The organism is Nitrososphaerota archaeon (assembly GCA_027887005.1).
Classification (GTDB): Archaea; Thermoproteota; Nitrososphaeria; order Nitrososphaerales; family Gagatemarchaeaceae; genus UBA183.
Genome location: JAPCJI010000018.1, coordinates 1 through 19,821, shown reverse-complemented (window position 1 = coordinate 19,821; position 19,821 = coordinate 1). Strand labels below are relative to the sequence as shown.

Sequence of the window (19,821 nt, the reverse complement as noted above, 5' to 3'; positions counted from 1 at the left end):
CTCGCGACCCTATCCAAGGGCCAGTTCTTCGGGGAGATGTCGCTTATCGACGAGCAGCCTCGGTCGGCGGACGTGGTCGCGACCCAGCCGACGAAGTGCTGGGCCCTCACCTCCTGGGCGTTCTCCGCCCTGGTCAAGACACACCCAGAGATGGCCTTGGCCATGCTGAAGGAAATGGTGAAGAGGCTCAGGGCGGCGCAGAGCTCCCCGACCTCCTGATCCACGGCCAGGTCCCCGCGTCTTGAAGCTAGGTGTAAGCACTTGGTGCCTCCTGAACTCTGAGGTCAACTCAGCCATCAGGGCCATCGGGGATGCCGGGTTCGACTTTGTCGAGGTCTGGGGGGAGGTCCCCCACGCCTACCACGACTGGAGCGACCGCAGGACCCTCAAGGACACCCTCTCCTCCTACAGCATGGCTGTCACCCTCCACGCCCCCTTCACCGACCTAAACCCTGCAGCCCCATTCCAGCCGGTCAAGGGCGCGGTGGCCAAGAGCCTGAACGACTTCGCAAAGTTCGGAGAGTTCCTGGGCGCCTCCATCATCACCGTCCACCCCGGGAGCGTCCACAACGAAGGGCTCGTCCCCCAGTCAACCGAGAATTCGGTCGCCCTCCTCCGCGGCATGGTGAAGCAGGCGGACGGAAGGCTCATCATCAGCATTGAGAACCAGACTCGGAGCAGATCGAAGTACCACTTCCCACTCGCCAGCACCTTCGAGTCGGTCGAAGTCCTCCTCGCCGAGGTCGAGGGAGCCCGCTTCACACTGGACACAGGCCACGCCCACGTGAACGGCCACGACCCCCTGGCCCTGGCCGAGCGCGTCGGACCGAAGCTCGTCGAGGTTCATCTGAGCGACAACGGGGGGGCCGCCGACGACCATCTGATCCCCGGGGAAGGGAACGCCAGCCTCAAGCCGCTGCTCGACAGGGTCGCCGACACGGAGGTCCTCGTCTGTTTCGAGCTGGACCCTCACAGATACTCCGAAGAGCAGGTGCTCAAGGCCACCACCCAGTGGAAATCAGATCTTGACAGAAAACCGGTGGACGCAATTTGAAGAGGGCGACCAGACCTTCGGTCTCTCCTAAGACGTCCCGCCTCTCCGAGTCTGTCATCAGGGAGATGACCCGACTGGCGGACAAGCACGGCGCCCTGAACCTGGCCCAGGGCTTCCCCGACTTCCCTGCCCCAGCCAGCATCAAGGCGGCAGCGGTCAGGGCGATAGAAGGCGACTACAACCAATACGCCGTGACCTGGGGGTCCCCCAATCTCAGGCGGGCAGTGTGCGAAAAGGCAGAGTGGTTCAACGGCATCCACGCCGACCCCGACAAGAACATCACGGTGACCTGCGGCTCCACTGAGGCGATGATGGCCACAGTGATGGCCCTGGCGGACGCCGGGGACGAAGTGATAATGTTCGAGCCTGCCTACGAGAACTACGCCCCCTCTGCAATCCTCGCGGGCGCGACCCCCAAGCCCGTCCCCCTCGGCGAAGGCTTCGACCTCGACGAGGAGTCCCTGAAGAAGGCATTCACGCCTCATACGAAGCTGGTCATCGTGAACACCCCCCACAACCCCAGCGGCAAGGTCCTCGGCCGCGCCGACCTGAAGGTCATAGCCGACCTGTGCGAGGACAGCGGTGCGGTGGCCGTCACCGACGAGATCTACGAGCACATCCTCTATGACGGGAGGGAGCATGTCAGCCTGGCGACCCTTGGGGACATGGCAGACAGGACGGTCACCATCTCGGGGATCTCAAAGACCTACACAGCTACGGGGTGGCGGGTGGCCTACACAATCGCCGAGCCAGGCATGACCAACGCCATCAGGAAGGTCCACGACTACATGACCCTCTGCGCGCCTGCGCCCTTGCAGGAGGCGGCTGCCTTCGCCCTGAGGCTGCCGAGGTCTTTCTACGCAGACCTCGCCGAATCCTACCAGAAGAAGAGGGATTTCATCGCCAAGGGCCTCCGCGAGATAGGCTTCGAGTTCTTCATGCCCGAAGGGTCCTACTACATCCTGGCCGACTTCGGCCGCCTAAGTTCCCTCCCCGACACCAAGTTCGCCACCTCGATGACCGTCGACTGCGGGGTCGCCGTCGTCCCCGGCTCCAGCTTCTACGCCGACGGCCGCCGTGGGAGGACCCAGGTCCGCTTCAGCTACTCGAAGAAGGATGCCACTCTCAAGAAGGCCGTCTCCCGGATGAACCGCTACTTCTCTTAGTTCCCCAATTATCAGCGGACAAGAATCCCGCGGAGCTGTGGGCTTCCAGTCTAGGCTGAAGGAGTGCCCTTCTCTGTAACTGGCGCGGCCTGGGCTTCGATGTAGGCCTTGAAGTGTCTCCCCTGCTCCCTCAGAAGGAGGAAGAGGATGGGGATGCCCAAGGCCCCCACCACCGCGAGCCCCACCAGTGCGTTCGCCAGCCCCTGGTCGAAGAGCGAGGCGGAGGACGCCCCCAGCCCGGTCACGCTCCCTGAGTGAATCTGAGCTGCAAGGCCTGGCGGCAGAGCCGCCGTCGATATCGAGATGACCAGCGCGATGCTCGTCGCGAAGGCGATGTAGATCAGGGTGAAGGCCGTGCCGTTCGCCACCCCGCGCATCTCCGGCCGTGCGAACTTCAGGGCAGAGGAGATAGACGGCGCCCAGACGAATCCCCCGCCGAGCCCGATCAACCCGAGGAGAACTGAGACCAGAATCCCAGGTGCTCTGGTGCCGATGGCCGAGCTGAGGAGCAGGAGGGAGACCAAGACGACCACGGCCCCTCCGATGGAAGTGGCCGCAGGCCTGTGAATCCGGTCGAACACCCTCCCCGCCAGCGGATTGGTCACGGCCAGCGCTATGGGCAGAGGCGCAATCCAGAGGCCGGCCGTCAGGGGCAAGAACCCTGCCACAGACTGGAAGTAGAACGACATCACGAAGACGATGCCGAAGAACGCCGTCATCAAGACGCCCAGGGACACCACTGAGTAGACGAACCCCCGGCTCTTCAGCAGCTCCCTGTTCAGGATCGGGTTGGACGACTTCAACTCCACTATCACGAAGGCCACCACTCCGAGGATCGCGATGGGAGCCAGCCTCAAGTCGAGCAATGTCAGCCAGAGCATCACCAGGGCTATGGCTACTCCCAGCACGCTGGCGCTGAAGAGGTTGAGCTTCCCCACGTGCCCGCCTCTGGCGTTCAGCCACCCCGGTATCCTTGCCCGCCCTACCATTATCGCCAGGGCTGCCACAGGAACGTTGACGTAGAATATCAGCCTCCAGTCTATCGCCGTGAGGGCTCCTCCGAGGACCGGGCCAGCCACGGCTCCCACAGCCCAGGCCACCGAGTTGACCCCCACCGCTGCCCCCCTCTCCGAGGGTGGAAAGGAGGCGAAGATCATGGGTATGGCAGTCGCGATCATGATGGACGCTCCGACCCCCTGCACGACCCTGAACGCGATCAGCTCGTAGGCATTCGTGCTGAGTCCACAGAGCGCGGATGCCACTCCAAAGACCGCGAAACCGATCAGGTAGACGTTCTTCTTGCCGTAGATGTCGCCGAGCTTCCCAGACTGCAGGACAAGGGCGGCGACCGCCAGCACGTAGCCCGCGAGCACCCACCCGAGAAGTGAATAGCCTGCCGAAAGCCCCTTCGAAATGTACGGCAGTGCTATGGTAACTATGTTGGAATCCACGGCTGCCATGAAGGCGCCCAGCGTGGTCACGGAGAGTGTCGTCCAGCGGGGCAGGACCTTCGCTGTTTCTGACTCAGGTTTCAAATCAATTCAACGAGTCGCAGGTATCAGGACGGCGAGCTAGGACGGCGCAACCCCACCCTTGGGCCTCCTGTTGAAGCCCTCTGTCGGTCCCAGGTGGAGATAGGCGGGGGGTTCGCCCGGCAACACGAACCTGATGTAATCGTAGCCGTATTTGTCGTGATATTCGTCAGAGCCCTGGGTCCCCTTCTCGAACGCAGCCTCCGCCGCCGTCCAGTCTTTCTGCTGGATCGCCTTGAGGATGGGCACCAGGTACCGCGCGTCGAACTCGTCGAGGTCCTGGGTGTACTTCGGCCTCGTCACCTTCGCGGTCCGGAATCCCACCCTGACCAAGCTGAGCTCATGGGCCGCCAGTTTCCAGTTCCCTCCCTTGGCGGCATAGTAGGCGGTCGAATAATCATTCGCAATCTCCTGCATGATCTTGGCCATGCCGGGCTGGATTTCGGCAAGCTGGTCGATGGTCATCTCTCCGTGCTTCGTCTTCGCCCTGACCTCTCCGCTCATGTGTTTGATAACCCCGTCCGAAGGCGCCTAATGAATCCAGCCCCGGCCGTTTCTAGGTCGGGGGTCTGAGAGGAGGGAGGGGCTCCCTCGGGGCTCCAGGCTGGGGGAAGTTAGGTTCCCTCGACGTGGAGAGACCCGGGCTTCTGAACAAGCTACGCCTCGGCCTCCCTTGGTACTATGTGCAGCTCGGTGGGCTTCTCGGCCCTGAGCACCCACAGGCTGACCGTCTTGCCCACCAGGTCCCCCGAAAGGGACTTGTGGAGCTCGTACTCATCCGTGGCCTTCGCGTCTCCCAACCGCAGGATGATGTCCCCCATGGTCACGCCGGCCGCCTTTGCTGGCGATTGGACGTCGACCGCCCTGACCAGAAGTCCCTCTTCCTGGCCCACGTCAGCCCTGCCTGCGATGTCGGCGGGGAGCTCGATAGGTTCGACGACGACGCCCAGGAACCCCTTCTTGATCCTGCCGTCCTTCGAGAGTATCGCGACAGTCTCCCTAAGGGCGTCGATTGATGCTGCCACGCCCCTTCCAGAGAAGTAGGCCAGGTTCATGCCGACCATCTTCCCAGAAGCGTCCACCAGGGGCCCTCCCGAGTAGCCGGGGTTGAGCTTCGCGTCGGAGACCACGGCGTCCTCTATGACCACTCCCCACCATCCCCTCATGCTCCGGTTGTGGCTGGTGACGATTCCTGACGTCGCCGACGGCTTCTTCCCGAAAGCATTGGCCAACGCGAGGACGAACTGGCCGACCCTCAGCTCCTTCCCACTGCCAGTCTGAATCGGAGTCAGTCCGCTCGCTTCGACCTTCAGGAGTGCGACATCGGTGTAGTGGTCTCTCCCAACGATCTTCGCTTCGAGCTCTCTGCCGTCCGCGAGCGTGACTGTCGCCCCGTCCGACCTTCCAATCACATGGCTCGCTGTCAGGATGTGCCCGTCAGGACCCCATACTATCCCGGTCCCTCCCCTCCGTCCCGCGTTGACGTTCACCACCGAAGGAGAAACGTTCTCGGCCAGCTCCGCCACAGCGTTTGAAAAAGACTGCAGCAGCTGCATCCCCTCTGTGCTTGTCATCTTGTCAATATCACCTGCCAGAGCCATGGACAGGCAGGTACTTGTTGAGCGGGTTGGCGGGGAACCCAGTCACATCGCGTAGGGAACGAAGTACCCTATCTGCATCAGCATGTGCCTGCTCCCCGGACGAGGACTGGAGTAGAGCTTCGATATCCTTCCGATGATCTGGTGCGCGGCCCTGACGGCCTTTGGAAGGTCCCCTTCGTTCTTGACCCTCGCCTCCACATCAAGCTGCCCATCCCAGAACCTCGCGTCGATCAGAGCCGAACCATCGTCGGTGATCCACTTCATGACCACCCCCTCATCACCGTCGGCCATCCCGACCCACCTCATCCTGTCGAACCACCGTCCTTTCAGGGCCGAAACAATCGTACGCATGCTCGCCCCATATGGAAGGAACGTATGGAGGATGGGGACCTTCCTTCCTGACGCGTAGGCCGGGCGTAGGACGACCATCTTCTTCGCCTTGTCCGTCGTGCTGTATCCTTCAGGGGACCTGACGACCATCCCCTTCTCCTCCAACCGCTCGAGGGCCCTGGACAGCGTTTCGGGATGGACGCCCGTGATTCTCCTCAGCCCGTCGAAGGTGAACACCGACAGGCCTTCTTCTTCAATCATCTGGACGACCTCCGTGTCCCGGTCGCTGAGCGGACTGGGCTGGGCCTCGGGTTCCGGGATCCGGTCGGGTTCTATTCTCAAAGCCTCGAGAAGAAACCCCTCCTTCCTTAAAAAACCGCCTGAGTGCATCATTATAAGACGAGGCACTCAAGTTCGCAGCCTCGACCTTGTCCAAGCTCGGGGAAGCGAAGACGTTGGGGGGCATCGGCTCGATACTCCAGCTGATTCCATTCCTCGACCTCGTGGGCTACATCCTCGTCCTGCTCGCCGTCCACGAAATCTCGGAGGAGCTCCACGACAAGTCCATATTCGACAACATGCTTTACGCGGTGATAACCGGAATCATAGGCGTCGCCGTTGGCCTCGGAGCGCTAATCTTCGGCATATTCACTTCCATATTCACTCTGGGGGTCACAGCGATTCTCGGGGTCCTTGCTTTCCTGGTGATAATCTGGCTAGCCCTGATCATCTCGTCGATCTTCATCAGGCGCTCCTTCGACGCGATCGCAACCCGGCTAAACGAACCCAGCTTCAGGACAGCCGGCCTCTTGTACTTCGTGGGAGCGCTTACAACCATTCTGTTCTTCATCGGCCTGATAATCATATTCGTCGCCCTGATCTTCCAGATAGTCGCTTTCTTCTCCATCAAGGAAACGATGGTCCCCGCCCAGGCCGGACAGGCCACGCCGATGGCGCCGGCCCAGCCAACTCTGGGGACGAAGTTCTGTCCCAACTGCGGCACGCAGATGCCCACGTCCAGCGCCTTCTGTCCGAAGTGCGGCACGAAACAGCTCTGAGAAGCTGAACCTCCACAGAGGACCAAAGACAGGAGGACGTCCCGACTTCGCCATTTTCACTGTAGAAATATCCCACCGGCAAGGGGTCCCCAGGATTGAACCTCAAGACTCCTCACGCCATACTGGGGATTGCCCTGATTGCGGTCGTCGCGGCATATCTTGCCTACGCGGCATTCAGCCCGCCGGCGCCGGTGACCCTGCCAGTTCCCTCCCGGTTCCTCGTGAACGGCAGGACCTTCGCCATCACCTACACGGCAACCACGCCCGCCGAGCGACAGGCAGGCCTGATGAACCGGGCGGTGACAAATACAACCGCAATGCTCTTCGTCTTCCCCTCAGCCGGGGTGTACAGGTTCTGGATGTACGACACCAACGCGAGCCTTGACATGATCTGGATAAGCGTCTCAGGCCAGTCGGGCCAGGTGACTTACCTTTACACCGACGCCCAACCATGCTTCAGTCAGCTGACCTGCCCCACCTTCGGTCCGAATTCACAGGCGGACTACGTAATCGAGGCGCAAGCCGGCTTTGCGAAGTCCAACGGGATTCAAATCGGAGCCACAATCCAGTTCATGACCTTCACCCTCGTCCCGGTGAGCTGACGCTCGGGCGTAATGGGTGAGAGGGCCGTCTCTGGGGGGCTTAGGCGCGTTTCAACGACGACGCGAGGAGAATTGCATGCTGCACTTCTCTCCGGTGGTGCTCTTGCCTGATTCTGCGGATCTGCCCTAGACTGTGATATGGGACTGCGATCAGCTCGCTTCCAGGGACGTAGTAGACCTCTCCTTCTTCGTCTTCTGTTTTGGTTTGCATTTTAGTCAGGCAAACGTAAATTTGGCCTCCTATTAAAATGTATATTTGAGTTAGACCAAGGAAATATATACTAGGACAAGTCTATGTTTGTCCATATAGGCATGAGGGCGTTCAAGTACATCCGTGACCCGAAAGCCTTCGAGGCGATCGCCGACCCTACCCGCAGGAAGATAATCTATCTCCTACGGGCGAAGGAGCAGACCGTGAGCCAGCTCGCCGACTCCCTTGGAAAGACCCACCAGGCGATCTACCACCAGATCGGGAAGCTGTTGGCCGTCGACCTTGTGGAGGTGGCGAAAGAGGAGCGCGTCGGCCACTTCATCGAGGCATACTACAGGGCTACGGCAGAGGTCTTCGAGTTCCAGCACGGCGCAACGAGCAAGAGGGAATCTGAACGCGACCTGAAGGAGGGGCTCGACGTGCTCGCGAAGGCCGGCATCCAAATCAGGGTTGACCAGGCGCTGCTGGACAGCCTAATGAAGGTCGAGTCGCGCGCCAACGAAGTCGGGGTGAAGCCCGAGCTCGAGGAGAGGATCTCCGACGTCCAGGACGTAGGCTTCATGGCAAAGCAGCACGCATACAAGTTCGCCCAGCTCGCGACCATGACCGACAGGCAGTTCGACGAAATGATAGAGGCCGAAAGAGCTCTTCGGAAGCTGATCAGCTCCAACCTAGTGAAGACGAAAGCCTGACCGCCGGCTTCCGCGTTGTCGTCTTCGTCTACGAAATGCGACCCACGTCTCTTTTGCGGAATCCCTGACCCTGTCGGTGCGTGCAGGCAGCATCGAAGCCGCCGATGACGAGGACCCAGAAGCTCAGGTGGTACGTCGGACAGCTTATGACCGAAGCCGCTGCCGAAGAGAAGGTCAAGAGCAACGAGACCGCGATTTCGAAGTACCTGCAGGCAGCCGACATACTCCTGCTCCTGGCCAAAGTCCAGGAGAACTACACCGCCTGGAAGTACTATGCGGACACGGCTGCCCAGTGCCAGCAGAAGGCCAAACACCTGATCGCTATCACCCCGAGACCCGACCCAGTCTAGTCAGAACTGGAACCCGTCCAGGCCGTTGACGAGAGAATAGTCGAACGACCATTCGCACGCTCTGTTAATATACCGCGGAGGCCCCCTCAATCGAGCATGACCAAGTGGGAATGCTATCGCTGCGGGCAGACCTTCGAAGGCGAGGTGACCCCCGACGAGTGCCCCAACTGCCACTATTCACTGACGTTCTGGCTGGAGGCCTCGGAGCCCATGGTGGCGACGGTAAGGAACTTCGTCAAGACTGACCCCCTCACCATCGACGCGAACGAATCGGTCCTGAAAGCTGCGCAGATGATGAGAGAGAAGGGAGCTGGAAACATCATCGTGCTCATCGCTGGGGAGCCCAAGGGCATCCTGACGGAGCGGGACGTCCTCAACAGGATAGCAGCCGACGACCTCATGCCGTCAAGTATACCTGTAAGAAAGATAATGACTTCACCGATAATCTCTGTAACCGCCGACACCCCACTGTCGGAAGCCGTGAAGATCATGGCGAAGAACAAGATCAGGACCCTCTTCGTCACCGAAGGCGGGAAGATCTTGGGGCTGCTCAACATGAGGTCCATCGTGGGGGACCAGTTCCGAGTGGCAAAGAACCTGGAATCGTGAGCGACATCTGAGGACCATACTCTTCGTCTGTGTCGAAAACACATTCAGGAGCGTCCTCTCCGAGGAGATCTTCAATTCGAAGGCGCCGCCCGGCTGGCACGCGGAGAGCGCCGGGGTCAACCCTGCGGAGAAGGTGAATTCCGTCGTCCGCGAGCTCCTCGGCGAAGTGGGAATCTCAATGAAGGAAAAGACCCCTCGCGTGGTCACCCCGGCATTGGTCAAGGACGCATTTCGGGTTGTCACCTTCGGGTGCCTAGACCGATGTCCGATCGGCGCAGAGGGAAAGGGTGAGGACTGGCCGCTACCCGGTGCGACAGGGAAGAGCATGGACGAGCTGAGGGGTATCAGGGACGAGCTGTCCAGGCGTGTCGACGACCTTATCATGAGATACTGCCTCCCTGAAACGATAGTCAGCAAATGACTTAGGTGAACCTCCAATGCCGGGAATAGAAGACCTGAGGCAGGAACTCCTCAAAGCGGCTCGCGCCCACGTAACGCTATCCTACGGAGAGATGATGAAGCTCTTGGGCATTTCGAGGGGCAAGCCGCTCTTCGAGGCGATTGTCGCCGTTGATCGGGACGAATACGCCAGAGGAGCACCCGGCTTCGCTGCAATAATCGTGCGCAAGGACACCGGCTACCCTGGCGGTGGATTCTTCTGCGACGACGGGCTCCCTCCCTCACTGCGAAGGCCGTACTCGAGGGCCTCCGACCCGAAACTATCTGCCGCGGAAATCAACTACGTCAAAGTAGCCCAGAAGAGGATCTGGGATTATTACTCAGGCCAGCCGCAGGTATAGAGCTTGGGCGCGCCCTACCAACTCATCCCGAACTCCTTCATGACCTGACGGTATCTCTGAGACTGCTTCGAGCAGAACTCCGCCTCTCTTTCCATGTCGAAACCCAGTTGATTGGAGAACAGGTGCACGTATCTGCTCCAGTGGAAGGCAAGAGGGTCTTCCTCCTTCATTCTCCAGGGGTTCTTCTCTCCTCCCTCCCAGGGGTTCCCGAGTCCCTTTCCCCAAAGAGGATTCTCTAGTCTCGAATTCCTCTTGAGGTCAAGCAGCTTGAGCGCCGTCTCCGAGCCATGGTTGAAGTACTCCTGGGCGGCCTTCCACCCCTCCTTCCCATAGCGGTCCTCCTCCCCGGAGTAGACCCTCCCCTTCTCTCCGTGGCTCCCGAAGTGCCACTCAGTGACGAGCCCTCTCCGTCGCAGGGAGTCAGCCATGGATGCGACAACCCTGGTCTCCTTCAACTTCGACCTCTTGTTCTTCAGCCTTAGCCGGAAACGCACCTCCGGCTCGCGAAAATAATGCCAGCTGATCAGATTCCCAGTCCTCTTGAGCCTCCACACGTAGGGGCGAAGGGTCTCAAGCAGCAGCCTGTCCTGATCCTTCGGCCCTGCCATCAGGTTGACTTCTATCCATTGCTCCAAAAGGTCACGCCGACTCTACATCAGGGGCCGATTTGATAAGCGCGACGCGGTGCCTCACGCGCCTACGATCTCGGCCAAGGCCTTGGCTGGATCAGGAGACTCTGTAATCGACCTCCCCACTATCAGGAAATCCGCACCCGAGGAGGCTCCGCTCCCCACGTCTCCCCCCTGTGGTCCCATGCCGGGCGAGAAGACCAAACAGTCCTTCCCGACGATTTCCCTGGCCTCGGCTATCCTTTCGCCCGACTTTGCTGAGACTATCACCCCATCGGCCTTCCACTCCTTGGCCCTCCGTGCGAAGACCCTGTAGATCGGCTCTCCTCCCTCCAGCTTCAGGGAGTATCCTTCATCCGCCCCCCTGTGGCTCATGTATACCAAGAGGATGACCCCTCCATCCCGAGAGTGCATCCTCTCGACAACCCTCCCAAGGCCCTCCTCCCTTCCCACGAACGGGTTTGCGATGATTGCGTCGAAACCGTAGGCGAGAAGCGAGTCGACCACATTCAGGTTCGTCGATTCTATGTCGTTCAGCTTGAGGTCGGCAATCAGGGGAAGCCCTTCCTGCTTGCACGTCGCTATCACATCCCGGAGGCCCTCGAGTCCGAATGGGAGAAACAGGTGGTGGTTCACCTTGACCGCGGCCAGCCGCGCCTTGGTCGCTTCCAGGACCTGTTCCGCCAGCCCTAGCCTCTGGTCATAGGGGTCAGAGAAGTCAAGTGCCAGGACGACCCTGCTCCTGCCCTTCTCCGCCCGGGCGCGCATCCTCTCCTTGAACGTAGTCAAGCTCTCTCTCTCCGTAGAACGGCCTTAAGACCTCCATCGCGGTGCGCCGCGCCGACCAGCCTGTCAAGGCTGGCAATCCCTTTCCTTTCAAGGTAGGAAACAACCCCCAGGTTGATGTCGTTGAAGATGGCGAACTTCCTGATGGTCGCTGTGCCCACCTGCACCGCATCTGCCCCTGCGAGGAAGAACTCCACCGCGTGCTCCCAGCTGGACACTCCCCCGCAACCCATGATTGGGACGTCGAAGTTCTCCCTGAGTTCGTAGACGCACCTCAGCGCGACCGGCCTGATAGCGCCTCCGGACAGGCCCCCGTACCCATTGGACAGGGAGGGCCTCTCAGTCTCGACATCTATCGGGAAAGCCCTGAGCGTGTTGACCGCCGTTAGTCCGTCCGCACCCGAGTCCACCGCCGCCTGGGCCACTTCTACCAGTCTGTCAGTATTTGGCGAAAGCTTGGTGAACACCTGCTTCTTCGTCCTTGACTTCACAGCCTTGATCACCTTGGACACGACTTCAGGGTGGTGCCCAATCTCCGTCCCCACCCCTGCGACGTGTGGACAGCTGAGGTTCAGCTCGTAGGCCATGAAGTCCCTGTCGTCGAGGGTGTCCACCACCTTCCCGAACTCCTGGGCATCCCCGCCGAAGATCGACACGAACACGGGGAGCCCCTTGCCACCTATCGCCTCCAGGTCGTGTGAGAATCGTTCCGCCCCCGGATTGGGCAGGCCTGCAGCGTTCACCATGCCCCCTTCCACCTCGACCAGCGTCGGCTCTGCGTATCCCTCCCTCGGTTCCGGACCGATCGACTTCGTCACCGCCCCTCCTGCGCCATACCTGAGGGCGTCCAGCACCTTGGAAAGTGAGCTGCCGTGGACCCCCGACGCAAGCAGGGTTGGGTTTGCGAGTTGCAAACCGCCTATTTTCACTCTGATTCCCTCCACGCTCACCTCTTCGAACCCCCGACTTGCTCCATCACCGCCTCGTAATCCCTCTTCGTGATGCGCTTCCCCTGGAACAGAATCTCGACCAACTCGTTAATGTTGGCGCCTGCGTTGAGCCTGACCCCGACCGCCGCGAGATTCGCCTTCCCTCCCTCGAGCCGATCCACAAGGACTGCCGCCTCCTTTACTACGCACCCTCCCTTCCTCAGCGCCTCAACCGCCGAGATCAGACTCCCTCCTGTGGTCACCAGGTCGTCCACCACAAGGGCCTTCCACCCGGGGTGCGACGCCCCTTCGACTCGCCTTCCCAGTCCGTGCCCCTTCTCTTCGCTCCTGACGTAGACCATGGGTTTCTTCAGGGCCAAGGCCAGCGGAGAGGATATCGTGATTCCGGCGGTGGCCACACCGGCCACCACGTCGAAGTTCTTCTCGCCGACCTGCTCCGCCACCTCCCTGTATACATCAATCACGAGCCCGTACACCTCGGGATAGCTCGGGACGACCCTCAGGTCCAGGTAGTAGGAACTCTGTTTCCCACTTGACAGCGCGAACTTCCCGAACCGAAGCGCCCCCGTCCTAAAGAGAGCTTCTGCCAGGGCGGCTTTGCCTGCAAGAGGCTCCGTCAGCCCGCCGCCCCTCCCAGATCGAACTCCCCTCGGCGCGGGTGTCTTGTCCGGTCAGAGAGCTGCGGCGCTTGATTGCGCTTGATGAACGCCGAAGCCGACCGGGCATACCCCTCGGGGTCGAATTCCTGCGTCGTCCCTGAGTCAACGTCCACAACGAAGACAGAGTGAAGCCGAGCGTACATGAGCTCCTCTATGGAAATCGAAGGATTGTCGTAGTAAACGTCCGTCAGCTTCTTGATTTCCGCTGCCTCCTTGGCAGTCCTTGCCCGGACAGGTCTGGCGAAGAAATCCGGGAAATCAAGCACGTAGGAAGGGGAAGTACCAAGGGCGAACTTCCCCGCAAACCTGCTGTACCTGGCGATCTTGCTGGCTATCCTGCTCCGGGCGTAGACCGAGGGCTTCAGCGCGGCTTCCGGGGGGATGAACCCGGTCTCTATCTCTACGATGAGCGGGCCGTCCCCTCTCGTCCCCATGACGTCGCAGACCAGGGACTTGTCCAACTTGTGCTCGACCTTCACGTCGTATCCCTGCTTGATCAGGCTCTTGGCGCAGACGAGCTCAAGAGCTGAGTGGTTGATCTTCACGAAGTTCTTCCTGTAAAGGCCGACGAGGATGTTCGCTATGTCGAAGACCTTGGAACGGACCTCCTGGCCTTCCCCCGCAGTGGCTCTCGCGGTGAGCTCGTAGAGGTCTGCTCTGAACCTCCGAACGTCCAACTGGCCTGCCAGCGCTCTGTCGGGTATAAGAGGCTGAAGCCCTAGCGCCTGTGGCTCCAGCTCTCGTCCAGGATGCGCTTCACCTCTTCGTCCTCGACCTGGTCGAAGGAGCCGTAGAACTCCCCTATCGCCAGGAACGGTCCAGGGGTCTCGAGACAGACGACCCTGTTGCCATCCTCGGTGAGGGTGTCGATGGCGTCAGAAGGCGCGACCGGCACCGCCACGACCACCTCTCGCGGTTTCCTCTTCCTGACCGACATCACCGCCGCCCCGACCGAGCTCCCCGTCGCTATCCCGTCGTCAACTATGATGACCACCTTCCCCTCGAGCTGCGGATAGGGCGCGTCGCCCCTGAACCTGAGCATCCTCTCCTCGACCTCCCTTCTCTTCAGCCTGACCTGGGAGTCGAGGTACTCCGGACTGGCGCCAAGGGACTCGGCCGCAGCCCGGTCCATTATGACGTCCCCCTCCTGGGTAACCGCGCCGAGAGCGTACTCCGGCTCCCCCGGGGCCTCGATCTTCCTCGTGACCACGATGTCCAATGGTGCCCCCAACGCCTTCGCCACCTCGCTGGCGACCACCACTCCTCCCCTGGGAATTCCGAGGACAACGACGTCTTTGCCTTTGTAGTCTTTGAGAGCTTCGGCGAGCCTCTCCCCAGCCTCCGGCCTGTTCTTGAAAATCACTCCAGCCAGCCGCCCGCTCCAGGGTATCCTCTGGTGATATTTGGTTGCCTCGCCCGGCTCTCAGGTGGGATGTGGCTTTCCTCCGACGGCGACCTCGTAGCGTTCCTCCATTGTCGCCGCCCCGGTTTGCCCTCGGTTTGGCCTTCGTGAAGTCCGGGTTTCCCCGTCTCTACGCGCCACCATCCCGCTCGCGGACTGGTACCAGGCACCAAGGCTTTCCCAGGCGCCTCTTTCTTTTCCGCGAATCCAACCTTTTCCTGGTCGGGCGAGTGACTTGTTAGAACCCTCTCGAAGTATAAAGGACTTTCGTCGATTCCCGAATTTAGAAATGCCTAGGCACAGGGTCGGGGCATCATTCCCCTGACGCGCCCAACTTCTCCATCGTCGACTTCTGCCCGATCACCCAGATCTCCCAATGACCGCGGAGCTGCATGTCGACCGCCTTCAGCTTTCCGCGAGGCACCGCGAGGATCCTCCTGACGGACCCGTTTCTGAAAAGATAGGGCTGAAACCAGACACTCGAATGGTTCTTCAAACCGAATCGTTTCATGTTGGGATGGGTTTCGCACTCCACTAGGACGAGCTCCTCGGTGCCGCCTTCAGACCTGTAGCCCAGCAGGTCCGGCCTGTAGGAGGACCAGGACACCTTCTTTCTGGGAGGGAAGAGCGGCTCCTCGACCACAGCGTAGTGCTGGTGCTCAAGCTCCCCCCTGACTATGGCCTTCATCGACCTGTGGACTGAAGACTCGGCCACGGCTAGGGTTGACCAGGGTCGGGATTTCTCCGCGAAGCTCCAGAAGATTAAAGCGACGGCCAACAATTTTCACTCAATTCCAATCGAGCACGCCCCGTTTCCCTCCCAGTTTCCTCCAACATGATATGGTGGTGAAAAGAAAATCTGTTCTTTGTCAGCAAGAGAAGCCAAGCTAGGATAACAGGACGGCCAGACAAGACTCAGCCAGCTCTCTCGCTGTTGGCAGGGCCTAGAGCAAGGGCGGCAAACCGATTCGATTCCGGCCACGCGCGATGCCGGGAATATTCCGGGTTGCCCCCCGGTTGGAAGCCCAGCCTCGTGCCCACGAGAGCCGAACGTGGTTCGACGACCGCGCTTCAGGAAGGCAGAGAAGTCACGACGGTGGAGGACTCATCCCCGTCCGAAGGAGGTGTGGAGCGTAATGCTTGACGCCGAGATCGGGCGCTGAAGGGCTCAAGACCTTCGTGAAGTTCGAAGCCCGAACGGAACGCGGAAGGAGAATCCCGGGAGGCTGGACTGGACAGACAGGAACAGCGAGAGGCGGCTTCGCCAGGACACAATCATTAAAGGGAAAGCCCTGGCCGGCCGATACGAATTGAGCGAAATCACAGCACAGAAAGGAGACACGATTTCTGTCCACTATCTCGGAAAGTTCCCAGGAGGAAAGGTCTTCGACACGAGCATGAAGGCAGAGGCGACGAAGTCAGGGCTTTTCAGCCCCGCCCGCGACTACAAACCCCTGCAAGTCGTGCTGGGTGCTCATCAGGTGATCAGCGGCTTCGAGGAGGCCCTAATCGGAATGAAGGTGAACGAGACCAAGGAAGTGACGCTCCCTCCGGAGAAGGCCTACGGCAAGACGGGCAGGCACCCGATGGCAGGGAAGACCCTTCAGTTCAGGTTGCTAGTCACCAACATCAAGAAACCATAGCGGACCAAACGTCACAGAATCTCATTCAACAGGGGAAAGTCCGGTCAGCCCGGCACTGGCTAGTCCTGTCGCGCGATCTTTTTCGAACGCCCGTGTCTGTTGTAATATGCTCTGACCTTTGCCCTATTGCCGCAGCTATCCATGCTGCACCATTTCTTCGTGTGGCTCTTCGAAGAATCCAGGAAGAGCGAACCGCATCCCTCCTCTTCATTCGCGCACTCCCTCACCCGGGCCAGGTCCTCCGAGGTCAGCAGGTCGGCCGCTGAGCTGGCAATCGGCCAAAGCATCATGTCGGCTGCCTCGGCATCGCGCCAGGCCCAGGCGTACTGATTCCCGGAGTTGCGAAGCTCGAGCTTCCCCATGCTCTTTGCGAGGTGCTCGTTCAGAACCTCGATGTCGCCTTCTTCAGCCTTCCGCCCGTGTGCAATCGCCGAGAAAATCCGGTAGATCGCCTCTCGGAGTTCGTGCGCGTCCTTCACCACTTTGCTTTTCAGCGCTTCATTCTTCTGCAGGAAGGTGCCAAGCGTCTTCTCCTCTTCCCTGCTCAGGAGGCCCTTCCTCGAACTCCATACAAGCAGGTCATCGTAGCTCCTAATCGCGTCCTTGGCATGGTTACTTGTTCGCCAATCCACGGTGTCGGTGAAGTCAAGGCAGACCTCAAGGCTCGTCGGCGATTTGGGCGAACCCTGGCCTTGCATGCTATGCACCCGGTCGGTGCGCTATATCAACCTAACCCCCAATATTGATTATGACGGTAACACATAAATACCCTAACCGCCATACCCCCTGACGGTGGTTTGACATGACAATAGTGGAATACCAGACGGCTGCCGTGCCGGCTCCCGTCCAGAGGTCGAAGCCGAGGCACATAGAAGACCTGGGAGAGGTATCCGGCGAGTTGCTGGAGAAGATCCGCTCCGGGAAGACCTACCTGAAAATCGTCGCGTATCCCTGGGGCACAGAATTCGACCTGTGCGACAAGGAGGCTCAAGCATGAGCCCATACGGCAAGGTCAGTGTCCTGGTCAAGAGCAGGAGAGTCCCTGTGCGTACTGTCACGCTTGTTCGACCAATCTACTCCTCCTCGGGATTGTTCCTAGGGAGCCAAACCCAACAGGCCGTGGTCTATGACACTGCATTTGACGAGTCGCACGCCAAGGCGATCAGGGAAGGAAGGCGACTGTCGTGCAACCTGAGCCTCGACTTCGAGGTCGTCGACAGGTCGAAGGTGAGCCCTTTCAGACGGCTATTGTCGAGGTTCGCTCGAAGCGCAGAAGAGGGCCCGTCTCTGGTCCTTTCGCCCAGTTCTGCGGTCGCGGCAAGATAGCCGCGAGCCCGTCGCCGACTGCGCGTCCTTCGAGCAAACCCTTCAAAGGTTTTGACCGCGAAGCTATTTACCATCCATTCCCCAGGGTTGGGCTGTATTTGGCAAAGAGAGCGTTCACGATAGACATAGGCACGGAAAAGATACCTGTCGAGGGACATGCGCATCAGAACGTGGCAGTAAAGTACCTGATGAAACGGAGGCGTAGCCTCATCTTCACGAAAGACCCCGCGAAGGTGGAGAAGCTCTTCTCTGAAGTCCCGACCAAGATAAGCATAATCGGGGCGAACGTGACCAAGACCTACAAGGTCGCCTGGGAGAGGGTCAGCACCGGCGAGTTCGCCGGGGCCAGATTCACTTTCACACTCGAAGAAGTCCATTAGGACAACCTTTAGAGTCGGGACGGTTCTAACCGGGCTGACTTGAGTCCCGGATATCGACGCGACGCTTACAGAGACGCCATCGACAAGGTGCGGGCTGAACACGCGAACGTCATCAAATCTCCCCATGGGACTGTCGAGTGCCCGAGGTGCGGCACCAGACAGGTGCTCACCGACACTCCGGGGATGAGGCGGTGCCTGAAGTGCGGCTTCGAGTTCAACCGCATGACCTAGGTTCGCTTGTACTTCAATCCCACACAGGTCCGGGGCCATCTTCACGATAATCCCACTCCTACAGATCGTGGCGCCCGTTCTCGTATTGGTCGGCTCACGGGAAGCAAAGAGCCGCCTCGCCGCTAGGTAGGCGCGGAGCTACTTCCTCATCATCGACCTGCTTTCGCCCGTCTTCGAATCCTTCCATGCAACGAAGCTGGTCTCACACGATTTGCACACGAATCTCTGTACTTTCATCGGCTTGGAGGTCTTCGCCCCTCCTACCCACTCTGTCGTAGGCTTCCTGTTTTCAGTGCCGCACTTTGGGCATTGAGGCAATAGGCCTAACCAGGGCCCAGCCGACCAGCCTTAAATAACAATCATCCGGGCAAACTTCGTGGCAGAGAAACCAACCGCGGCTTTCGTTCTGTCTCTCATAGGCGGAATCATCTACCTCATCGTCGGCCTCATTATCGCCGGTGCATCAGCAGTTGCTGGCAGCTACGCCGGAATGGCAGGATTTCCAGGGGTGGGTCTAGCAGTCGCAGCGGTCGGCGGGATAGGCCTGGTCTCCGGGATAATCATGGTCATCGGATCAATCATGATGAACAACTCCGACAAGTCCAGGGTCAAGACCGGCTCAATCCTCGTCCTCGTGTTCACAATCATAGGCGCAATATTCACAGTGGGTGGATTCTTCCTCGGGTTCATTCTGGCCTTGATTGGTTCCATCCTCGGCCTGACCTGGAAGGGGCCAACAACGATGTCAACTTCGGCTCCGATGCCTTCGACAGCTCCGCCTTCCTAGAAGGACGAAGGATTCCGGAAGAGGGTCCGTATTCAGTGGACTTCATGGCGGCCGAAAACCAAACTGGGCGCAGAGCGACGCCTACGAATCCTAGCTCTTCGCGAAGTACTTCTTGAGCGGCTCCCAGTACCACTCCATCCAACCCTTGGCATAGTCCCCCGCCTGCTCAGCGGGTGCCTTCGAGTGCACCATGGTCATCTCCGTCTTCTTGCCCTTCGGTTTGAAGGTCAACTCCACCAGAGACACTGGATAACCCTCCGGCCACTCGGTCGTCTTCCACTTGTGAACTATCCTCTTCCCCTTTTCCAACTTGACATATTTGCCCGTGATGTATCCGTCCCAGGCCGTGAACTTGCATCCGACCCTGGGCGTCCCCTTCGAAGGCGAGCCCGTGAACTTTGAATGTTTGACCGGGTTGACGTAGGCCTCGTACACTACTTCGGGGGCCGCGTCGATGACCACCGTCTGCTTGATCACTTCGAACTTCAGAGTCATGCTTTCTCCTCCAAGAACGAGATCGCCTGGGCATTAAAGCCCTCAGGGTTTTCCATATGAGGAAAGTGCCTCGCCCCGGGGACGAGGACCCTCCGGGCCCTGGGGACCGCGCCCGCGAGCAGCTCTCCTATCCTGCGCAGCCAGAGGGCGCTTGCCTCGCCGTTGATGACCAGCGTCCTCGAGGAAATCCTGCGTGCCTCCTCCGCTGTGAACCTTGGGAAGTCAGTCCTAAGCTCCGCAATCGTCCTTGCGTTGTCAAGCATCATCTTCCTCGCCGCTTCCGGCATCTTTCCGTACGCCCCCTTCAAGTCTTGCACACCGTCCACGTTCAATTCGACCGCCCTCTGCACTTCCCCGCTGTCCAACGCCTTCAGAGAAGGGTTGAGGCTGCCGCTCTGAAACCTCCTGGCAGCTAGGGCTACAGAGGGGGATCTCAAGAGAAGCGAAAGCAGCTGCGCGGAACTCTTCTGGTTCGCGACGAGAAGAGTCGAAACGGCGGGCTCGACCAGAACCAGCGACTTCACCAGG

32 protein-coding genes are annotated in these 19,821 nt (G+C 59.9%); 16 read left to right on the top strand and 16 right to left on the bottom strand.

The genetic code is table 11. The annotated features are described in order from the left end of the window. The 3 genes from OK438_08660 to OK438_08650 all read left to right on the top strand — a co-directional run. On the top strand, positions 1–219 hold a 219-nt coding region (locus OK438_08660), incomplete at its 5' end, for a Crp/Fnr family transcriptional regulator (protein ID MDA4125495.1). 22 nt (positions 220–241) lie between these two features. Continuing rightward, complete coding sequence (locus OK438_08655) at positions 242–1,054, top strand: sugar phosphate isomerase/epimerase (protein ID MDA4125494.1); 813 nt, start codon at positions 242–244, stop codon at positions 1,052–1,054. Next, the gene (locus OK438_08650; GenBank protein MDA4125493.1) at positions 1,051–2,220 is read left to right on the top strand and encodes an aminotransferase class I/II-fold pyridoxal phosphate-dependent enzyme; all 1,170 of its coding nucleotides are present in this window, start codon (positions 1,051–1,053) and stop codon (positions 2,218–2,220) included. Before OK438_08655 ends, OK438_08650 begins: the two co-directional genes overlap by 4 nt. A 50-nt stretch (positions 2,221–2,270) precedes the next feature. On the opposite strand, the gene OK438_08645 is transcribed toward OK438_08650, so the two are convergent. The 4 genes from OK438_08645 to OK438_08630 form a co-directional block, all read right to left on the bottom strand. Further along, the gene (locus OK438_08645) at positions 2,271–3,755 is read right to left on the bottom strand and encodes an MFS transporter (protein MDA4125492.1); all 1,485 of its coding nucleotides are present in this window, start codon (positions 3,753–3,755) and stop codon (positions 2,271–2,273) included. A gap of 36 nt (positions 3,756–3,791) precedes the next feature. Next, positions 3,792–4,256 (bottom strand): hypothetical protein, encoded by a 465-nt coding sequence (locus tag OK438_08640; protein MDA4125491.1) that lies wholly within the window; start codon positions 4,254–4,256, stop codon positions 3,792–3,794. A 152-nt stretch (positions 4,257–4,408) separates the two neighbouring features. Further along, complete coding sequence (locus tag OK438_08635; GenBank protein ID MDA4125490.1) at positions 4,409–5,326, bottom strand: S1C family serine protease; 918 nt, start codon at positions 5,324–5,326, stop codon at positions 4,409–4,411. Positions 5,327–5,395: 69 nt separating this feature from the next. Then, positions 5,396–6,025: a hypothetical protein gene (locus tag OK438_08630; GenBank protein MDA4125489.1), complete on the bottom strand. Its 630-nt coding sequence runs from the start codon at positions 6,023–6,025 to the stop codon at positions 5,396–5,398. 86 nt (positions 6,026–6,111) lie between these two features. On the opposite strand from OK438_08630, the gene OK438_08625 reads away from it, so the two are divergent. Both OK438_08625 and OK438_08620 read left to right on the top strand, forming a co-directional pair. Beyond that, on the top strand, positions 6,112–6,741 hold the full coding sequence (locus OK438_08625) for a DUF996 domain-containing protein (protein ID MDA4125488.1): 630 nt from the start codon (positions 6,112–6,114) through the stop codon (positions 6,739–6,741). 95 nt (positions 6,742–6,836) lie between these two features. Continuing rightward, on the top strand, positions 6,837–7,343 hold the full coding sequence (locus OK438_08620) for a DUF192 domain-containing protein (protein MDA4125487.1): 507 nt from the start codon (positions 6,837–6,839) through the stop codon (positions 7,341–7,343). A 40-nt stretch (positions 7,344–7,383) separates the two neighbouring features. Here OK438_08620 and OK438_08615 read toward each other — a convergent pair whose 3' ends face one another. Continuing rightward, the gene (locus OK438_08615) at positions 7,384–7,554 is read right to left on the bottom strand and encodes a hypothetical protein (protein ID MDA4125486.1); all 171 of its coding nucleotides are present in this window, start codon (positions 7,552–7,554) and stop codon (positions 7,384–7,386) included. 101 nt (positions 7,555–7,655) lie between these two features. On the opposite strand from OK438_08615, the gene OK438_08610 reads away from it, so the two are divergent. The 5 genes from OK438_08610 to OK438_08590 all read left to right on the top strand — a co-directional run bounded on the left by OK438_08610 (position 7,656) and on the right by OK438_08590 (position 10,005). Beyond that, entirely contained in the window at positions 7,656–8,246 is a 591-nt protein-coding gene (locus tag OK438_08610) for a winged helix-turn-helix domain-containing protein (protein MDA4125485.1), read from the top strand. Positions 8,247–8,326: 80 nt separating this feature from the next. Further along, entirely contained in the window at positions 8,327–8,596 is a 270-nt protein-coding gene (locus OK438_08605) for a hypothetical protein (protein ID MDA4125484.1), read from the top strand. A 96-nt stretch (positions 8,597–8,692) separates the two neighbouring features. Beyond that, positions 8,693–9,205 (top strand): CBS domain-containing protein, encoded by a 513-nt coding sequence (locus OK438_08600; protein ID MDA4125483.1) that lies wholly within the window; start codon positions 8,693–8,695, stop codon positions 9,203–9,205. A 16-nt stretch (positions 9,206–9,221) separates the two neighbouring features. After that, positions 9,222–9,626 carry an arsenate reductase ArsC gene (locus OK438_08595; GenBank protein MDA4125482.1) on the top strand — a complete coding sequence of 135 codons (405 nt, stop codon included), beginning with the start codon at positions 9,222–9,224 and terminating at the stop codon, positions 9,624–9,626. 16 nt (positions 9,627–9,642) lie between these two features. Then, positions 9,643–10,005, top strand: coding sequence for a hypothetical protein (locus OK438_08590; GenBank protein MDA4125481.1), 363 nt, complete (start codon positions 9,643–9,645; stop codon positions 10,003–10,005). A 14-nt stretch (positions 10,006–10,019) separates the two neighbouring features. Here the strand turns inward: OK438_08590 and OK438_08585 are convergent, their stop codons facing one another. The 7 genes from OK438_08585 to OK438_08555 all read right to left on the bottom strand — a co-directional run bounded on the left by OK438_08585 (position 10,020) and on the right by OK438_08555 (position 15,146). Then, positions 10,020–10,640 (bottom strand): thiopeptide-type bacteriocin biosynthesis protein, encoded by a 621-nt coding sequence (locus OK438_08585; protein MDA4125480.1) that lies wholly within the window; start codon positions 10,638–10,640, stop codon positions 10,020–10,022. Positions 10,641–10,694: 54 nt separating this feature from the next. Then, on the bottom strand, positions 10,695–11,423 hold the full coding sequence (gene pyrF, locus OK438_08580; protein ID MDA4125479.1) for an orotidine-5'-phosphate decarboxylase: 729 nt from the start codon (positions 11,421–11,423) through the stop codon (positions 10,695–10,697). Next, a complete protein-coding gene (locus tag OK438_08575) occupies positions 11,420–12,370 on the bottom strand; it encodes a dihydroorotate dehydrogenase (GenBank protein MDA4125478.1) in 951 nt (316 codons plus the stop codon). The genes pyrF and OK438_08575 overlap by 4 nt, the downstream gene beginning before the upstream one ends. Next, the gene (gene pyrE, locus OK438_08570; GenBank protein MDA4125477.1) at positions 12,367–12,960 is read right to left on the bottom strand and encodes an orotate phosphoribosyltransferase; all 594 of its coding nucleotides are present in this window, start codon (positions 12,958–12,960) and stop codon (positions 12,367–12,369) included. Before pyrE ends, OK438_08575 begins: the two co-directional genes overlap by 4 nt. Before the next feature lie 26 nt (positions 12,961–12,986). Next, a complete protein-coding gene (locus OK438_08565) occupies positions 12,987–13,706 on the bottom strand; it encodes a hypothetical protein (GenBank protein MDA4125476.1) in 720 nt (239 codons plus the stop codon). A gap of 41 nt (positions 13,707–13,747) precedes the next feature. Next, the gene (locus OK438_08560) at positions 13,748–14,392 is read right to left on the bottom strand and encodes a phosphoribosyltransferase family protein (GenBank protein MDA4125475.1); all 645 of its coding nucleotides are present in this window, start codon (positions 14,390–14,392) and stop codon (positions 13,748–13,750) included. 352 nt (positions 14,393–14,744) lie between these two features. Further along, the gene (locus tag OK438_08555; GenBank protein ID MDA4125474.1) at positions 14,745–15,146 is read right to left on the bottom strand and encodes a hypothetical protein; all 402 of its coding nucleotides are present in this window, start codon (positions 15,144–15,146) and stop codon (positions 14,745–14,747) included. Positions 15,147–15,741: 595 nt separating this feature from the next. Here OK438_08555 and OK438_08550 point away from each other — a divergent pair. Continuing rightward, positions 15,742–16,074, top strand: a complete 333-nt coding sequence (locus tag OK438_08550; protein MDA4125473.1) for an FKBP-type peptidyl-prolyl cis-trans isomerase — start codon at positions 15,742–15,744, stop codon at positions 16,072–16,074. A gap of 59 nt (positions 16,075–16,133) precedes the next feature. On the opposite strand, the gene OK438_08545 is transcribed toward OK438_08550, so the two are convergent. Continuing rightward, the gene (locus tag OK438_08545; protein MDA4125472.1) at positions 16,134–16,772 is read right to left on the bottom strand and encodes an ABATE domain-containing protein; all 639 of its coding nucleotides are present in this window, start codon (positions 16,770–16,772) and stop codon (positions 16,134–16,136) included. Positions 16,773–16,876: 104 nt separating this feature from the next. Between OK438_08545 and OK438_08540 the strand changes: the two genes are divergently transcribed. From OK438_08540 to OK438_08525, 4 genes are all read left to right on the top strand, one after another. Next, positions 16,877–17,071 carry a hypothetical protein gene (locus tag OK438_08540; protein ID MDA4125471.1) on the top strand — a complete coding sequence of 65 codons (195 nt, stop codon included), beginning with the start codon at positions 16,877–16,879 and terminating at the stop codon, positions 17,069–17,071. Next, positions 17,068–17,400, top strand: a complete 333-nt coding sequence (locus tag OK438_08535) for a hypothetical protein (protein ID MDA4125470.1) — start codon at positions 17,068–17,070, stop codon at positions 17,398–17,400. Before OK438_08540 ends, OK438_08535 begins: the two co-directional genes overlap by 4 nt. 98 nt (positions 17,401–17,498) lie before the next feature. Next, complete coding sequence (locus OK438_08530) at positions 17,499–17,780, top strand: hypothetical protein (protein MDA4125469.1); 282 nt, start codon at positions 17,499–17,501, stop codon at positions 17,778–17,780. 39 nt (positions 17,781–17,819) lie between these two features. Continuing rightward, the gene (locus OK438_08525) at positions 17,820–18,011 is read left to right on the top strand and encodes a transposase (protein ID MDA4125468.1); all 192 of its coding nucleotides are present in this window, start codon (positions 17,820–17,822) and stop codon (positions 18,009–18,011) included. A 138-nt stretch (positions 18,012–18,149) separates the two neighbouring features. On the opposite strand, the gene OK438_08520 is transcribed toward OK438_08525, so the two are convergent. Continuing rightward, complete coding sequence (locus OK438_08520) at positions 18,150–18,329, bottom strand: hypothetical protein (GenBank protein MDA4125467.1); 180 nt, start codon at positions 18,327–18,329, stop codon at positions 18,150–18,152. Positions 18,330–18,387: 58 nt separating this feature from the next. On the opposite strand from OK438_08520, the gene OK438_08515 reads away from it, so the two are divergent. Next, entirely contained in the window at positions 18,388–18,798 is a 411-nt protein-coding gene (locus tag OK438_08515) for a hypothetical protein (protein MDA4125466.1), read from the top strand. A gap of 90 nt (positions 18,799–18,888) precedes the next feature. Here OK438_08515 and OK438_08510 read toward each other — a convergent pair whose 3' ends face one another. Next, positions 18,889–19,293, bottom strand: coding sequence for an SRPBCC domain-containing protein (locus tag OK438_08510; protein MDA4125465.1), 405 nt, complete (start codon positions 19,291–19,293; stop codon positions 18,889–18,891). Next, the coding region (locus tag OK438_08505; GenBank protein ID MDA4125464.1) for an alpha/beta hydrolase at positions 19,290–19,821 on the bottom strand (532 nt) is incomplete at its 5' end. The genes OK438_08510 and OK438_08505, both read right to left, overlap by 4 nt.

Coding starts and splice junctions, on each gene's coding strand:
- OK438_08640 (MDA4125491.1), bottom strand. CDS start 4,256: ATGAGCGGAGAGGTCAGGGCGAAGACGAAGCACGGAGAGATGACCATC.
- OK438_08635 (MDA4125490.1), bottom strand. CDS start 5,326: ATGACAAGCACAGAGGGGATGCAGCTGCTGCAGTCTTTTTCAAACGCT.
- OK438_08615 (MDA4125486.1), bottom strand. CDS start 7,554: ATGCAAACCAAAACAGAAGACGAAGAAGGAGAGGTCTACTACGTCCCT.
- OK438_08610 (MDA4125485.1), top strand. CDS start 7,656: ATGAGGGCGTTCAAGTACATCCGTGACCCGAAAGCCTTCGAGGCGATC.
- OK438_08600 (MDA4125483.1), top strand. CDS start 8,693: ATGACCAAGTGGGAATGCTATCGCTGCGGGCAGACCTTCGAAGGCGAG.
- OK438_08590 (MDA4125481.1), top strand. CDS start 9,643: ATGCCGGGAATAGAAGACCTGAGGCAGGAACTCCTCAAAGCGGCTCGC.
- OK438_08545 (MDA4125472.1), bottom strand. CDS start 16,772: ATGCAAGGCCAGGGTTCGCCCAAATCGCCGACGAGCCTTGAGGTCTGC.
- OK438_08540 (MDA4125471.1), top strand. CDS start 16,877: ATGACAATAGTGGAATACCAGACGGCTGCCGTGCCGGCTCCCGTCCAG.
- OK438_08535 (MDA4125470.1), top strand. CDS start 17,068: ATGAGCCCATACGGCAAGGTCAGTGTCCTGGTCAAGAGCAGGAGAGTC.
- OK438_08510 (MDA4125465.1), bottom strand. CDS start 19,293: ATGACTCTGAAGTTCGAAGTGATCAAGCAGACGGTGGTCATCGACGCG.